Consider the following 13,387-nt stretch of genomic DNA (forward strand, 5'->3'; position numbering starts at 1 on the left):
ATAAAATCCCTGCATGACCTCTTCAATCCGGAAGGCAACAACGGACGACGCCGCCACGCTGGCTGCGCTGGCGGCCGTCACCTTTCCGCTCGCGTGCCCACCCTCGGCGTCGCCCGCGGATATCGCCGCGCACCTGGCCAGCACGCTCAGTGAGCACCATTTCCAGGGCTATCTGACGGACCCCGAGGTGACCATATTGGTGATCGAGGCCGGCGGCGGCCTGCAGGGCTACAGCCTGCTGGTGAACCGGCCGGCCGCAGACCCGGACGTCGCTTCCGCGCTGAAGGTCCTGCCGTCGGTGGAACTGAGCAAGTGCTACGTGCATCCGGAACATCACGGTCTCGGCGCCGCCGCGGAACTGATGCAGGCCAGCCTTCAGGCGGCTGTGGAAACCGGCGGACGGGGCGTCTGGTTGGGGGTCAACAGCCAGAACGCCCGCGCCATCCGCTTCTATGAAAAGTCCGGCTTCCGCAAAGTGGGAACCAAGTCGTTCCGTTTGGGCAGTACGGTGGAGCACGACTTCGTGCTGGAACGCGCCGTCCCCTAACTGCTCCTTAGCTGCCGGCGCGGCCGTCTCCGAAATCATCCAGCAGCGTTTCCAGCGGCGGGCGGGGTTCGCTGAGCAGTTTGAGTCCGGGCGGGAGCCCCTCGATGCTGCCTTCGGTTTCACGTGCCCTGATGGTGACCCGGGAGGTGTCCAGCAGGACATTCTCGGCGCTGAACCCGCCCAGCGCTTCAGGCAGGATGGGCGCCAGATGGACCACCCCACGGGTGAAGTCCGGGTCGAACCGCAGCAGGATCCTGGCCAGCTGCACCGGCGCCGCAGCCGCCCACGCCTGCGGCGAGCAGGCCGTGGGGTACGGCACGGGCCCGGCATACTCGCCGCGGTCGAACCCGCAGAACAATTCCGGCAGCCGGCCGTCAAAGTGTTCGGCCGCCTCAATGAGGCCGGTGGCCACGCGCCGGGCTTCCTCGACGAACCCGTAGCGCATCATCCCGGTGGCAACCAGCGCTGAATCATGCGGCCAGACCGATCCATTGTGGTAGCTCACCGGGTTGTAGGCACCCATGTCGGAGGCGAGCGTCCGGATGCCCCAGCCGCTGAACATCTGCGGGGACATCAGGTGTTCCACCACTGACGGCGCCTTGTCCTCATCCACAATGCCGAGCCACAGGCAGTGGCCCATGTTCGAGGCGCAGGCATCCACCGGCCGCTTGTCCTTGTCCAGGGCCACGGCAAAGTAGCCCTTCTCCGGCAGCCAGAACTTGTCGTTGAAAGCCGTTTTCAACTCCGCGGCGCGCTCTGCCCAGTGCTGTTCCAGGGCCTTGTCGCCGTTCCAGAGGGCGAGCAGGGACCTGCCAATGTAGGCGGAATAGACGTAGGCCTGGACTTCGCAGAGTGCGATGGGTGCCTCCGCAAGGCTGCCGTCGGCAAAGTTGATGCCGTCCCACGAGTCCTTCCAGCCCTGGTTGATGAGCCCATGGTCGTTGGGCCTGAGGTATTCCACGAACCCGTCGCCGTCGCGGTCGCCGTACCGCTTAATCCAGTCCAGCGCGCGGTCCGTGTGGGGCAGCAAGGGTTCGATGGTGTCCCTGGACACTCCCCACCTGCTCAGTTCACCCACGAGGGCGGCGAACAGCGGAGTGGCGTCCGCGGTTCCGTAGTAGGCAGTGCCGCCCAGGGACAGGCCCGCCGTAACGCCAAGCCTTACTTCATGCGGAATGCGCCCGGGTTCCTCCTCCGAATCCACGTCCACTCTGGTCCCCTGGAGGCCTGCCAAAGTCTGCAGCGTACCGGCGGCCAGTTTCGGGTCCACCATGAGGCACATGTATGACGCCAGGATGGAGTCGCGGCCGAAGAGCGCCATGAACCACGGCGCCCCGGCTGCCACGGCTGCCCGGTCCGGATGGTTCTCATCAAAAATCCGGAGCGAACCCAGGTCGCTCTCGCTGCGGTTCAGGACTGCCTGCAGGTTGCTGTCCGTCACCGTGATCCGGGGTACGTTCTGCTCCCACCGGCGGTGCCGCAGGGCGCCCTCGCGGTGGTGCGGAAGCCCGCCCTCTTTGAAAGGCTCATCGGGCTCCTGCCCGTTGACCAGCGGCACCACGATGACGCTCGTGGCCCATTTCCCCCGCGCCGGGACGGTGGCCCGGAAGCGAAGTCCGTCCGTGGCGACGACGGCGCCGCGGGCACGGATGGCCGACCCGCGCCGCTGCCCGTTATGGGCGCTTTCAATGACAAGCCGGCCTTCGCGGATGCTGCGCACCGCTTCTGCCCGCCGGGACGTCCGCCCGCCCTTGACGTCGAACAGATCGGCCTGGTCGGCGTCGACGAGAAGCTCGATGTCGCAGTCCACGGGTTCCGACGAGTAGTTTTCGAGCGTGATGTCGTCCTGCAGGCCTGGCCCGATGTGGCGCACCTGGCGGACCACCAGCGGGCTGTCGAACCGGCCGTCCGGCCACGTTGCACGGCCAACGAACGTCGCCTCGAACGGGCGGGGCCGCAGGGCCACCAGCGGCTCGCGGAGGGAGCCGTTGATGCGCAGGACCCAGTGGGAGATGATGCGCGTGTCCTGGAAAAAGGCGCCGTTGGTTCCGCCCTCTGAACTGATGTCCCCGCCGCCGGATGAAATGCAGAAGGAGGACCCTTCCACGACGGTGACAGAACCCGATTCGGTTGCGGCCGCCTCTGTATCAGCGTTCCATGCGGTCACGAATCGACTCCCTCCTCAGCGGGCTGCTGCCGCCGCGGATCCGGAAGCAGGCTTACCCCTACTGATTCTGGTGCACGCCCACAGGATGCGGAACCCCTCGGGGCACAGTCCCTTCGAGCAGGCCGGCGTACAGCCGGAGGTGGTCGCTCACCATGCGTTCCTCGCTGAACCGGTCCTCCACCGCTTTCCGGCACGCGGCGCGGCTGAGCCCGGCCGCAAGCCCCACAAAGCCTGCCAGCCGCTCGATCTTCCCCAGGTATCCGGTCTGCCCGTGCTCCACGATCTCGGGTGCGGAACCGGCCGCGGTGCCGATAACAGGGGTTCCGGTGGCCAGCGCTTCGATCATGACCAGCCCGAAGGGCTCCGGCCACTGGATTGGGTTCAGGAACGCGAGCGCTTCGCCCATCAGCCGGTACTTGCTGGCATCTTCCACCTCATCCATAACGTCGTCGTCCGGGCCCAGCACTGGTTGCACCATTTCACGGAAGAAGCGGGCCTCGTCCGGTTGGCGCATTTTCACTGCCAGCCGCAGCGGCAAGCCCGCCTGATGGGCGATCATCACTGCCTCCAGCAGGCCCTTGTCCGGGCATGCCCTCCCCACAAAGCACAAGTAGCCGCCGCTGCCGGACCCCACGGGAACCGAGGAGACGTCCATGCCGTGATGGATCACGCGGGTGACCGGAACGTCCGGGGCGTGGGATCCCTGGTTGCGGGAGATGGCGATGACAGCAGCGCTCCGGGCAGCAGCTTTGTAGATATCAGCCGCTTCAGGGTCAAGCCGGCAGTGGATGGTGGTGACCACCGGTACCTGATTCGGCCGGTGGGCGAACAAAGGGCCGGCCAGTGTGTGGTCATGGATGATGTCCGCGTCCCCCAGCCCCTCGTAAGCCCGGGCCACGTGGCTGAGCTCAGAAAGCGTAAGGTTCAGCTCGTCCGGAGCAGAGGGCCGCATGTTCGTAACCCTTGGCACCGGGCACGTGCTGTCCGTTGGCGCCGCCAGGAGTACCTCGTGCCCTACAGCCGCGAAACCCCGGGCCAGGCTGTCCACCACCCTTTCAGTGCCGCCGTAGGTCACCGGCGGAACGGGGATCCACGGTCCCGCAACCAGTCCTATCCGCATCCCTGCCTCCAAGGAATTGACAGGCCGGGCTCCCAGCTGGCCGGGCAAGGCGATCCGCGGACCCTGTTCCCGTCCGCGGCTCAAAAGAGTGTGCTGCCGGCCCTGCGCGGACCGACATTCCGACTATTGCGCACGTTCGCCTGCACGACAAGCCCTACTGTGGGGTATCTAACAATGGGGCGCAGGAATGGCCTCAGGAGCTCCGGGGTTGCCTACAGCATGAAGATTGAAATCTGGTCCGATGTTGCGTGCCCGTGGTGCTACATCGGCAAGCGCCGCTTTGAGGCAGCACTTGCCGGCTTCGAGCACCGTGATTCAGTGGAGGTGAAGTGGCGCAGCTATCAGCTCGACCCCACCCTGCCCGAGCACTATGACGGGACGGAACTGGATTACCTCAGCAGCCGCAAGGGCATGCCGCGGCAGCAGGTTTCGCAGATGTTTGAACACGTCACGGAGCAGGCCAAGGCTGAGGGCCTGAACTACCAGTTTGATGAAGTGGTTGTGGCGAACAGCTTCACAGCCCACCGCCTGATCCACCTTGCGGCCGCCCACGGCAGGCAGGACGAAGCGAAGGAACGCTTGCTCAGCGACCACTTCGAGCACGGCAGGGACATCGGCAGCCGTGAGTACCTGACCTCCCTGGCCCTCGACCTTGGCATCAGCGCGGAGAAGGCGGAGGAACTGTTCACCACGGACAAGTATGCCGACGACGTCCGGATCGATGTCAGCGAAGGCCAGGCGCTGGGCGTCAGCGGTGTGCCCTTCTTCGTCATCGACCGCAAGTTCGGCCTCTCCGGCGCCCAGCCCACCGCGACGTTCGCCGCCGCGCTGGCCCAGGCATGGCAGGAAGCCAATCCGTTGGTGCTGGTGAACTCCACCGACGGCGACGCCTGCGGCCCGGACGGCTGCTCCGTCTAGCTGCTTCCACCAGGCAGCGGTTTGGTGACACTTCGCGGTAAAGTGTCTGCATGCCCAGGATTTCAGCCGCCAGCAATGCAGAGCAGCGCGCGGAGACGCAGCGCCGCATCCTCACTGCCTTCGGGGAGCTCCTCTTTTCCCATGGCCTGCCCGGGCTGACCATGACTGACGTGGCCCGCCATGCAGGGGTAGGCAGGACCGCTGTATACAACTACTACGCGGACATCGAAGAGCTCCTCATTTCCTATGCCCTGGAGGAAACGGAGAAGTTCCTGTCCGAGCTCCGGGAAGCTCTTGGCCAACTGGACAACCCGGTGGAGCGGCTGGCACTGTACGTGCGCGCCCAGGTGGTGGACCTCAGCCGCCGCCATCTGCCGCCGGGGCCGGCGATGGGAGCCGTGTTGTCGCCGTCGTCCTTCGCCAAGCTCGCTGACCACGTGGGCGAGCTGAGCATCCTGCTGCAGGGCATCCTGAGCGACGGAATGGCGCAGGGCTACCTGCCGGCGGCGGACATCGGCCAACAGGCGCAGCTCATACTCGGCACGCTGTCCTCCAGCGCGGCCAGGGGCAGCGACGAGCCCGCGGAGCTGGAAGCCAGGGTGGCCAGGACCGTGCGGTTTATCCAGCTGGGCGCCGGAGCGAGGTTCGACGACGCCGGACGCGCCGTACGCGTAGCCCCGCTTCCCGCCGTGGCCGGCTGAGCTGCCCTGCCACTCCTGGTGCCCAGCCGGTGAAGCAACCCTGCCTGTTGGCGCAGATGGAGATCCGGTTCAGGCCGCAGCCTGAGGTGTCACCGGCGCCTTTTCGTCGTCGGCGACCCGGCGGCTTTCCCGCGGACAGCTGAGGGTGCCCGGCGTCTGGTCAACAAGCTCTGGCGGGGCCAGCGAGGCGTAGTCCTGGGCGAGGATCACGTCCACGCTGCCGTCTGTCCTGCCGTCCTGGAAGTAGTCAGACCCCGGCAGGTTGCGCTGGACGCTGAAGGCCGCCGCCTGGCCGGCTGCCCCGGACACCACGGCGGCAACACCCCGGTAGCCGGCGTCCACGTTGGAGACTGCCCCGACCACGAACTTCCGGGCCAGGAACTCGTCCGCCACTGACCGTGCCAAGCCGGCCCTGTTGGTGGAGTTGTAGACGTTGAGGTTGATCTTGTCGTGGGGTGTGTAGTCGAAGGTGGCGGCGGGGCAGGTGGAGACCGCCTCCTGGGCAGGCTCGGCGGCGGGGAGCTTCAGGCGCCCGCTGATGATGGCCAGGGCGGTGATGATGGCGGCAACAATCAGTCCGATGAGGATCACCAGCACCACCCCGTGCAGCACGCGGCGGCGCACCCGCGCCGTATCGTCGGCGTCGTGCCCGGCTTCGAAGGCGGCCCGCAGCTCAGGACCGGTAACAACGTGGTGGCCGTGGAGGACGCTTGCGTCCTGCTGCTTTTTCCTAGCCATCTATGACCAGCACGCGGGCGTGGATCGCCGTGCGCTGGTGCAGGGCGGTCCGGACGGCGCGGTGCAGGCCGTCCTCAAGGTAGAGGGTTCCCTGGTACTGCACCACGTGCGGGAAAAGGTCGCCGAAGAAGGTGGAGTCCTCGGCAAGGAGCGCCTCCAGGTCAAGGGTCCGCTTGGTGGTCACCAGCTCGTCCAGCCTGACCGGACGCGGGGGCAGCGCAGCCCATTCCTTGGGGGTGTTGTAACCATGGTCAGGGTAAGGGCGGCCCTCGCCCACAGCTTTGAATATCACCATGCCACCCTAGGCACCCAAAGGTTCCAGCGAAAGTAGCAGGCACACCGTCGGGCAGGTTGTAGCCAAACAGTGACCAACTTCGTCTGCGGGCTCCCAGGCGCGCGGCAACCGGGAGTTTGCGACGCTGCTGACAGAATGGAGCCATGACAAGATCCGAGTTTCCTGCCGCCTCCACGTCCGGGGAACATCACCCGGCCACGCCTCCCCTCGCGCTGCTGCTGGACGTGGACGGGCCGGTGGCAAGCCCGGTGACACGTGACGTCAAGCAGGAGATCATCCATGATCTTGTGGCGTTGGCTGCTGCCGGCATTCCGGTCATTTTCAACACCGGCCGCTCGGATGCGTTTATCCGCGAGCAGGTGATGGAACCGATGATCGCGGCAGGCATTCCAACCGGCACCGTCATCCACGCCGTCTGCGAAAAGGGAGCCGTCTGGTTCAGCTATACGGCTGCCGGTCCCGGACCGATCCATGTGGACCGTGAATTGGCGGTACCAGCCGGCTATGGCGACGACGTCCGGCGGATGGTGGCCGAGGACTACTCGGCGCATATGTTCTTTGATGAGACCAAGCGGGCCATGGTGTCCGTTGAACAGCACATCGGGGTGCCCAGCGCCGACTACCTCGCTGAGCAGAAACTGTTTGACGCCGATGCCATGGACCTGATGGCCCGCCACGGACTGGGCGTGGTCCGCCTGGACCACCACGCCCCGGATTCCGACGACGAAGTGGACTACCGCGTGGACCCCACCATCATCTCCACGGACATTGAGTCAGTGCGGCTGGGCAAGGATCTTGGCGCCAGCCGGGCTGTGGAACTGCTCGCGGCCCAGGGCATCACGCCGCAGGCCTGGCGGACGGTGGGCGATTCCCGCACCGACTACGCCATGGCTGACTGGCTCCACCACAACGACCACGCAGTGAAGCATGTGGACGTGCGCCCGGCCGATGGCGTACCGGTTAAGCCGTACGCCGTCCTGACCGCCGCCGATCTGGGGCTCGAAGACACCGTGATCCACGACGACGCCGGGGGCGCTTTCCTGCGGAGTTGGCGCGAGGCGCTGGGTTCCTAACCGCGTTACTTACCCCGGACGGCACGGTCCGAAACCTGCTGTTTCCACGGCGCGGCTATCATGCAGGTAGAAACGCTTACTTTGACGAGCACGGAGACGACAATTACAGAAGCACCGGTACAGGACGAGGTCTACTACGGCAGCCAGGCGTCCGTCGAGGAACAATTTCATGCGGAGGTCACGTCCGCTGCGGCTGAGCAGCGGCTTCGGCACCGCCCCGACGTCATCAGGCACAAAGGCCGCTATGCCCTGATCAACTACAACAGGACGCCCTACCAGGCCATGGTGGAGGACCTGCTTTTCGTGCGCAATGTGCTGGCCGATGCCGGCCTGGAGTACCTGCTGGTCCGCGGCAACAGTGACCGGCCCGTCATTGCCTTGGACTGGAAGGACCGCAAAAAGCTTCGTGCTGCCCTGGTGGAGGCCTGCCGGGACGAACCGGTGTACTCCATGACAGTGGACGCGAAGAAGAAGATTTCTGTGCTGGTGGCGGACGGGGAGCTGTCCTCCAACCGGCAGTCACGCATCTTCCGCCTGTACCGCCCCCGCGTTGAACCGGTGGGCGGGTTTGAATTCGGCCCCTCAGCGGGCGTGCAGATCGAGTTGTGGTCCTTCGATGGGGAGGAGCTGATCCTCCCCATCGAGAACTCCCTGACCCGCAGGACCCTGCTGCGGCAGGACGCTGTACGCGGCACCGTGGAACGTTACGGCCACACCTGGCCCACCATCGAGAACATGTTCGCCGACCACGCGAGCGACATCAACTTCGACGTGGACCTTGTGTTCTCCTGGGTGGACGGCAGTTCTCCTGAGTACATTGCAGCCCGGCGCGCCCAGCAGAAGGACGTAGTCCTGGGCGAAGGCGACGACCACGAGGCCCGCTTCCGCCAAATCAACGAGCTCAAGTACGCTCTGCGTTCCGTTTACATGTTCGCGCCCTGGATCCGCCGGATCTTCATTGCAACAGACTCTCCCGCTCCGGCCTGGCTTGCAGACCATCCAGCGGTCACGATCATCCGCAGCGAAGAGTTTTTCTCCGACCCCTCGGTGCTGCCCACGCATAACTCACAGGCGGTGGAGTGCCAGCTGCACAACATCGAGGGCCTGTCCGAGCACTTCCTGTACTCGAACGATGACATGTTCTTTGGCCGGCCCGTCAGCCCGGACCTGTTCTTCACCCCCGGCGGGATCACCAAGTTCATCGAGGCGGAAACCCGGATCGGCCTGGGCGAGAACGCCGCGGAACGCAGCGGCTTCGAAAATGCGGCGCGGGTCAACCGGAAGCTGCTGTGGAACCGGTTCGGAAGGATCACCACCCGCCACCTTGAGCACACCGCCGCGCCCCTGCGCCGAAGTGTGGTAGCGAAGATGGAACGCGAGTTTCCGGAGGAGTTCCGCAAGACCGCGGCCAGCCGGTTCCGGGCAGCGGACAACATCTCCGTCACCAACTCGTTCTACCACTACTACGCACTGCTCACGGGCCGAGCGGTGACCCAAACGGCTGCGAAGGTGCGTTACGTGGACACTACCATCCGGACAGGGTTGAACTATCTGCCCAAGCTGCTGGCCAAGCGGAACATGGACTTCTTCTGCCTGAACGACGGCAGTTTCCCCGAGGTGCACGCGGACGAACGCGCCGAACTGGTCACGGACTTCCTGGAAAAGTACTTCCCCATTAAGGCGCCCTGGGAAAAGTAGGACCTGCGGATTAGCGCCCGGACGACAATCCGGCCCGGGCGCTACTCCGCTGCTTGGTGGTCTCCGGGATATGGATCCCTGCAACCTCAAGCCGGCGGGCTGTCTCCTCCGGCGGAACGTACTCCCCCACCGTCGTCGAACTGCCCAGCGGAACCACCGAGTGGACGATGGTGTGCTCGTAGACATGCACCAGGTTGAAAGACTGCCCGGCGTCATGTCCGCGCGTGCCTCCCACCGGAACGTTCAGGTCCTGCGTGTAACAGCTTGCAGACGCAACGGAAACGGGAACGCCGGCAAAGCTTGCCGTGGTGGAGTAGTGCAGGTGCCCGGCCAGTATGGTCCGGACATCGGAATTGCGGACCACTGCGGCGAGTGACGCCTGGTCCCGCAGCTCAACCAGGACCGCGAGGTCAAGGACCGAAGGGACCGGCGGGTGGTGGAGCGCCAGGATGGTGCCGTCCGGGGCCGGGGTCTCCAGTTCCTGTGCCAGCCAGTCCAGCTGGGAGGCGCTCAGTTCGCCGTGGTGGAAGCCCGGCACTGATGTGTCCAGGGTGATGACGCGCAGCCCGTTGACGAAATAGCTCTGGTCCACGGGAGCATCATTGCCCGGCTGGTCCAGCAGGCCCTTCCGGAAGTTGGCCCGGTTGTCGTGGTTTCCCATGGCCCAGATGACGTCGGCACCCAGTTCCGCGCACGCGGGCTCCACGATGGCCCGCAGTTTCACGTAGGCTCTCGGATCGCCCTTGTCTGCAAGGTCGCCGGTGAAAATTACAGCCTCCGGCCGCGCTCCTGACGCCTTGACCTCTTCGAAGAGCTGGACGAGCCTCGCTTCGCTGTCAACGACGCCGTACAGGGGGTCCGGACCTCCCATCAGGTGGGGATCGCTCAAGTGGAGCAGGAAGTGGCGCGGCCGGGGATGCTCGGCCTCGATGTGTCCCATTGCTACCTCTGTGGTCGGTGGGAAACGGCGCTTCCCTTCTACCCTTCAGTAAGGTTTATCCAATCAGACATTTGGCAAACTTGGGGTGAATCGCCGAGGCCCGTGTGGAAAAAGATAAAAGAACCGGGCCATCGGAAAGATAATTCGGGAAAGCGTGGGCTTTAACCGCAGCCAGGTCCTGCCGCCCGCTTCGCACCACGTTCGCCCCCGTGTCCCTGAACTTGCCGGAGTCAGCCGCGGGGCTGGTGTTCAGTGTCAGCGGGATCGCGAAGGAGGGCGTCACAGGTTTCGTCCTCAGGAAGTTGTTCACCGGCTGGCCCTGCGACAACTGCTCCAGGGGAAGGGTCTGGCGTCTCCGAAGTTGGCTCCGCCGGGCAGGTTTCCGGCGCCGGCGTTGCTGCCGGTTCCGTGGGGTCGACCGGCGGCGTTGCTGCCGGTTCCGTGGGGTCGACCGGCGGCGTGGCCGACGGCGTCGGCGTGGTCCCGGCCGGCGTGGTCCCGGCCGGCGCCGTCTCAGTCGGCGCAGTCCCGGTCGGCGTGGTCCCGGCCGGCGCCGTCTCAGTCGGCGCAGTCCCGGCCGGCGTGGTCCCGGTCGGGGTGGTCCCGGTCGGCGCAGTCTCAGTCGGCGTGGTCTCGGTCGGCGTGGTCCCGGTCGGGGTGGTCCCGGTCGGCGCAGTCTCAGTCGGCGTGGTCCCGGTCGGCGTGGTCCCGGTCGGCGTGGTCCCGGTCGGCGCCGTCTCCGTCGGCCCAGGTTTAGGAGGCGCCGTCTCAGTCGGGGCCGTTTCAGCAGGCGGCAGCGAGGGAGTCGGGGACGCCCCAGACGGCGGCGTGGGCGAAGGTGGTGCCGCCGTCGCCGGCTGACTCGGTGTTGCGGGCGTCGCTGGCAAACTCGGTGTGCCGGAGGGGGACGGTGTGTTCGGTGAAGGCGCCGGAAGATTGCGTGCCGGCGCGGTCACCTCGGTACGCCACGGAACTGGCGGGGAGGTTGGCCTCGCAGGATGTCCTGCGTGGCCCGCGCCCCCATGGGATTCGTCGTGACCATCGTGCAGTGGAAGCGCCCAACGGATTGTCCCTTGGGTGGGGGAACCGAACCCGGGCAGGTAGCTCCGCATTTCCCCGGATCCACTGCCGGGGACGGGCCGGGCGGGCATCAGGCCCCACGTCAGCGGGCTGGTGTGCCGGCCGTCGAGGATCGTTTCGAAGTGCAGGTGACATCCCGTTGACCATCCGGTGCTGCCCACTTCGCCGAGGATTTGTCCGGCGTGAATCTCATCGCCGGTACGGACCCCGATGGCGTCCAGGTGGTTGTAGGTGGTGATAAGGCCGTTGCCGTGGTCTATTTCCACCCTGTTGCCGCCTCCCCAGGGGTGCCAACCCGCTGCGCGCACCAGTCCTGAGTCCGCCGCGTAAACACTTGTTCCGCAGGGCGCTGCGTAGTCCTGCCCCAGATGGAAATCGCCGGCGGCCCCGGACAGCGGGCTTACCCGGAAACCGAAGGGTGAGCTCGCATTGAGCAAAGCCAGCGGCGCCATCAGGAACCCGGCCGGCGGCCGGCCGAAACCTGTTGTGCCCACCTTCAGCGAGGGGTCTTCCCCGCGGTAACCGCCAATTACAGCGTGGGGAAACGTAACGCGCTCTTCCGGAGCGGTGAAAGCGGCAGGCTGCAGCATCCCGGCTCCGACCCTGTCCGACGTCGATTTGTCCGCCTTGCCCCCACTGGACGACGCTGTCCCAGCTGCCAACGCAACCGTGGTGCCCGGGGTGGCCTGCTCACCGGCACTGCCGGAAAGGTTGAGGGACCAGATGGACAAGGCAACAGCACCAGTGGCAGTCAGGGCACGCACAACCGAAACGTTAGGACGGCGCACGTCTGTGTGCTTGCCCGATTTTTGATGATTCCCCAATGCCTGTCTCCATAACATAATCACCCGCCCGCGTCCTGACGGTATCTCCCATGGGACCACAGCACCCGTAGCCTGTGAACCCCGTTTCATGGTGCCGTTGACAACTTGAGAAAACCTTGCGGTACGGTGCGCCGCAGGGGCAGCGCCGCCTGCTCGCCTTGGGGAGACAATGTTATATGCGGAGCTTCCTTCGGAAATGGCAGGACGAGCTTAAGAAAACCTTTACGGGCAGGGCGGACCAGGTACCGGACTGGGTTCCAAAACTGGCGGAGGGGGACGATCCGGGATACCACCTGCCAGGATCCGCGGTATGGGCGGTGCACGGGTCCATGTCGCCTATTGTTGCCGGCATCCGGACGCTGCTGATGCAGTCCCTTCATCCCGGAGCCCTCGCCGGCGTCCACGAACATTCGAACTTCCGCGAGGATCCCCTGGCCCGCCTGGCTGCCACCATCCGCTGGATTTTCACTGTTACCTACGGCTCCAAGGCTGCCGCAGAAGAGGCTTCCCGGCGGGTGCGGCGTCTGCACGATCCGGTGCAGGGCAGCTTTGTGGACAACGAGGGAATGCCGCGCGACTACAGCGCCAACGATCCGGAACTGGCCCGCTGGATCCACATCGCCTTCACGGACGCGTTCCTCACGGCCCATCAGTTGTGGGGCGGCCCTATCCCAGGCGGCCCGGACGCCTACGTTCGTGAGTGGGCCCAAGCCGGCAGGTTGATGGGTGTACAGGATCCGCCGCTAACCGAGGCGGACATGCGGGCACAGCTGGACCGGTTTTTCCGGAACGGGGAACTTCGAGCGGACAGCCGGGTGGCAGAAACAGTGGCATTCATCCGCAATCCGCCGCTGCACCCCATGCTTCGGCCCGGCTACCGCGTCCTGTTCGCGGGTGCGGTGTACAGCCTGGAACCGAAATACCGCCGGATGCTCGGACTGTCGGTACCGCGGCTCGGTCCGTTCCCGCTGCCGGTAAGGCTGGCTACGAAGGCGGTGCTCGGCGTCGTACGCCTTGCTTTGGGCCGCCGCGGGCCGAGCGAGCTGGCCGCCCGCGAACGGCTGCGGCGCCTCGGGCTTGCAGAGCCGAACGGGTCGGGGTTCGCGAAGAAGGGGTAAAACGAAAGAACCCGGTCCCGGCACTGCCGGGACCGGGTTCTTTACCGGCGGAGAATGGGGGATTTGAACCCCCGAGGGCGTTAACCCAACACGCGTTCCAGGCGTGCGCCATAGGCCGCTAGGCGAATTCTCCAGCTGCTTCTGAATCAAAAGCAGATACTAGATTAC

At 65.6% G+C, this 13,387-nt stretch carries 12 protein-coding genes, 1 tRNA gene and 1 pseudogene; 7 read left to right on the forward strand and 7 right to left on the reverse strand.

The window, feature by feature from the left end; all coding sequences use genetic code 11:
* The first annotated feature begins 13 nt into the window (after positions 1–13).
* Positions 14–547 carry a GNAT family N-acetyltransferase gene (locus AC5RVN_RS11420; protein WP_494040663.1) on the forward strand — a complete coding sequence of 178 codons (534 nt, stop codon included), beginning with the start codon at positions 14–16 and terminating at the stop codon, positions 545–547.
* A gap of 7 nt (positions 548–554) precedes the next feature.
* On the opposite strand, the gene AC5RVN_RS11425 is transcribed toward AC5RVN_RS11420, so the two are convergent.
* Together AC5RVN_RS11425 and AC5RVN_RS11430 are read right to left on the reverse strand one after the other, a co-directional pair.
* Positions 555–2,714, reverse strand: coding sequence for an amylo-alpha-1,6-glucosidase (locus AC5RVN_RS11425; protein ID WP_494138006.1), 2,160 nt, complete (start codon positions 2,712–2,714; stop codon positions 555–557).
* A gap of 58 nt (positions 2,715–2,772) precedes the next feature.
* Positions 2,773–3,834 carry a glycosyltransferase family 4 protein gene (locus AC5RVN_RS11430; RefSeq protein WP_494138007.1) on the reverse strand — a complete coding sequence of 354 codons (1,062 nt, stop codon included), beginning with the start codon at positions 3,832–3,834 and terminating at the stop codon, positions 2,773–2,775.
* A gap of 219 nt (positions 3,835–4,053) precedes the next feature.
* Between AC5RVN_RS11430 and AC5RVN_RS11435 the strand changes: the two genes are divergently transcribed.
* Together AC5RVN_RS11435 and AC5RVN_RS11440 are read left to right on the forward strand one after the other, a co-directional pair.
* Entirely contained in the window at positions 4,054–4,752 is a 699-nt protein-coding gene (locus AC5RVN_RS11435) for a DsbA family oxidoreductase (protein ID WP_494138008.1), read from the forward strand.
* A gap of 50 nt (positions 4,753–4,802) precedes the next feature.
* Entirely contained in the window at positions 4,803–5,453 is a 651-nt protein-coding gene (locus AC5RVN_RS11440; RefSeq protein ID WP_494040659.1) for a TetR/AcrR family transcriptional regulator, read from the forward strand.
* A gap of 69 nt (positions 5,454–5,522) precedes the next feature.
* Here the strand turns inward: AC5RVN_RS11440 and AC5RVN_RS11445 are convergent, their stop codons facing one another.
* Both AC5RVN_RS11445 and AC5RVN_RS11450 read right to left on the reverse strand, forming a co-directional pair.
* A complete protein-coding gene (locus AC5RVN_RS11445) occupies positions 5,523–6,191 on the reverse strand; it encodes a LytR C-terminal domain-containing protein (RefSeq protein ID WP_494138009.1) in 669 nt (222 codons plus the stop codon).
* Positions 6,184–6,483 carry a type II toxin-antitoxin system VapB family antitoxin gene (locus AC5RVN_RS11450; protein ID WP_170850843.1) on the reverse strand — a complete coding sequence of 100 codons (300 nt, stop codon included), beginning with the start codon at positions 6,481–6,483 and terminating at the stop codon, positions 6,184–6,186. Before AC5RVN_RS11450 ends, AC5RVN_RS11445 begins: the two co-directional genes overlap by 8 nt.
* A gap of 146 nt (positions 6,484–6,629) precedes the next feature.
* Here AC5RVN_RS11450 and AC5RVN_RS11455 point away from each other — a divergent pair, with 146 nt between their 5' ends.
* Together AC5RVN_RS11455 and AC5RVN_RS11460 are read left to right on the forward strand one after the other, a co-directional pair.
* Complete coding sequence (locus AC5RVN_RS11455; RefSeq protein ID WP_494138010.1) at positions 6,630–7,559, forward strand: hypothetical protein; 930 nt, start codon at positions 6,630–6,632, stop codon at positions 7,557–7,559.
* A gap of 60 nt (positions 7,560–7,619) precedes the next feature.
* Positions 7,620–9,257 carry a stealth family protein gene (locus tag AC5RVN_RS11460; protein WP_494138011.1) on the forward strand — a complete coding sequence of 546 codons (1,638 nt, stop codon included), beginning with the start codon at positions 7,620–7,622 and terminating at the stop codon, positions 9,255–9,257.
* 10 nt (positions 9,258–9,267) lie between these two features.
* On the opposite strand, the gene AC5RVN_RS11465 is transcribed toward AC5RVN_RS11460, so the two are convergent.
* Entirely contained in the window at positions 9,268–10,197 is a 930-nt protein-coding gene (locus AC5RVN_RS11465) for a phosphodiesterase (protein ID WP_494138012.1), read from the reverse strand.
* Positions 10,198–10,449: 252 nt separating this feature from the next.
* Between AC5RVN_RS11465 and AC5RVN_RS11470 the strand changes: the two genes are divergently transcribed.
* The gene (locus AC5RVN_RS11470) at positions 10,450–11,058 is read left to right on the forward strand and encodes a hypothetical protein (protein WP_494138124.1); all 609 of its coding nucleotides are present in this window, start codon (positions 10,450–10,452) and stop codon (positions 11,056–11,058) included.
* A 365-nt stretch (positions 11,059–11,423) separates the two neighbouring features.
* Here the strand turns inward: AC5RVN_RS11470 and AC5RVN_RS11475 are convergent.
* A pseudogene (locus AC5RVN_RS11475) lies at positions 11,424–12,191 on the reverse strand (M23 family metallopeptidase); the annotation flags it as partial.
* An 86-nt stretch (positions 12,192–12,277) separates the two neighbouring features.
* On the opposite strand from AC5RVN_RS11475, the gene AC5RVN_RS11480 reads away from it, so the two are divergent.
* Positions 12,278–13,219, forward strand: a complete 942-nt coding sequence (locus AC5RVN_RS11480; protein ID WP_494138013.1) for an oxygenase MpaB family protein — start codon at positions 12,278–12,280, stop codon at positions 13,217–13,219.
* Between the two features lie 48 nt (positions 13,220–13,267).
* Here AC5RVN_RS11480 and AC5RVN_RS11485 read toward each other — a convergent pair.
* Positions 13,268–13,352, reverse strand: a tRNA-Ser gene (locus tag AC5RVN_RS11485).
* Between the last annotated feature and the right edge of the window lie 35 nt (positions 13,353–13,387).

This window comes from Arthrobacter sp. sptzw32, from assembly GCF_059089735.1.

What these genes read in the sequence shown, in the direction of transcription:
- AC5RVN_RS11445 (WP_494138009.1), bottom strand. Translation starts at nt 6,191, where the DNA reads ATGGCTAGGAAAAAGCAGCAGGACGCAAGCGTCCTCCACGGCCACCAC.
- AC5RVN_RS11440 (WP_494040659.1), top strand. Translation starts at nt 4,803, where the DNA reads ATGCCCAGGATTTCAGCCGCCAGCAATGCAGAGCAGCGCGCGGAGACG.
- AC5RVN_RS11480 (WP_494138013.1), top strand. Translation starts at nt 12,278, where the DNA reads ATGCGGAGCTTCCTTCGGAAATGGCAGGACGAGCTTAAGAAAACCTTT.
- AC5RVN_RS11435 (WP_494138008.1), top strand. Translation starts at nt 4,054, where the DNA reads ATGAAGATTGAAATCTGGTCCGATGTTGCGTGCCCGTGGTGCTACATC.
- AC5RVN_RS11460 (WP_494138011.1), top strand. Translation starts at nt 7,620, where the DNA reads ATGCAGGTAGAAACGCTTACTTTGACGAGCACGGAGACGACAATTACA.
- AC5RVN_RS11455 (WP_494138010.1), top strand. Translation starts at nt 6,630, where the DNA reads ATGACAAGATCCGAGTTTCCTGCCGCCTCCACGTCCGGGGAACATCAC.
- AC5RVN_RS11430 (WP_494138007.1), bottom strand. Translation starts at nt 3,834, where the DNA reads ATGCGGATAGGACTGGTTGCGGGACCGTGGATCCCCGTTCCGCCGGTG.
- AC5RVN_RS11420 (WP_494040663.1), top strand. Translation starts at nt 14, where the DNA reads ATGACCTCTTCAATCCGGAAGGCAACAACGGACGACGCCGCCACGCTG.
- AC5RVN_RS11465 (WP_494138012.1), bottom strand. Translation starts at nt 10,197, where the DNA reads ATGGGACACATCGAGGCCGAGCATCCCCGGCCGCGCCACTTCCTGCTC.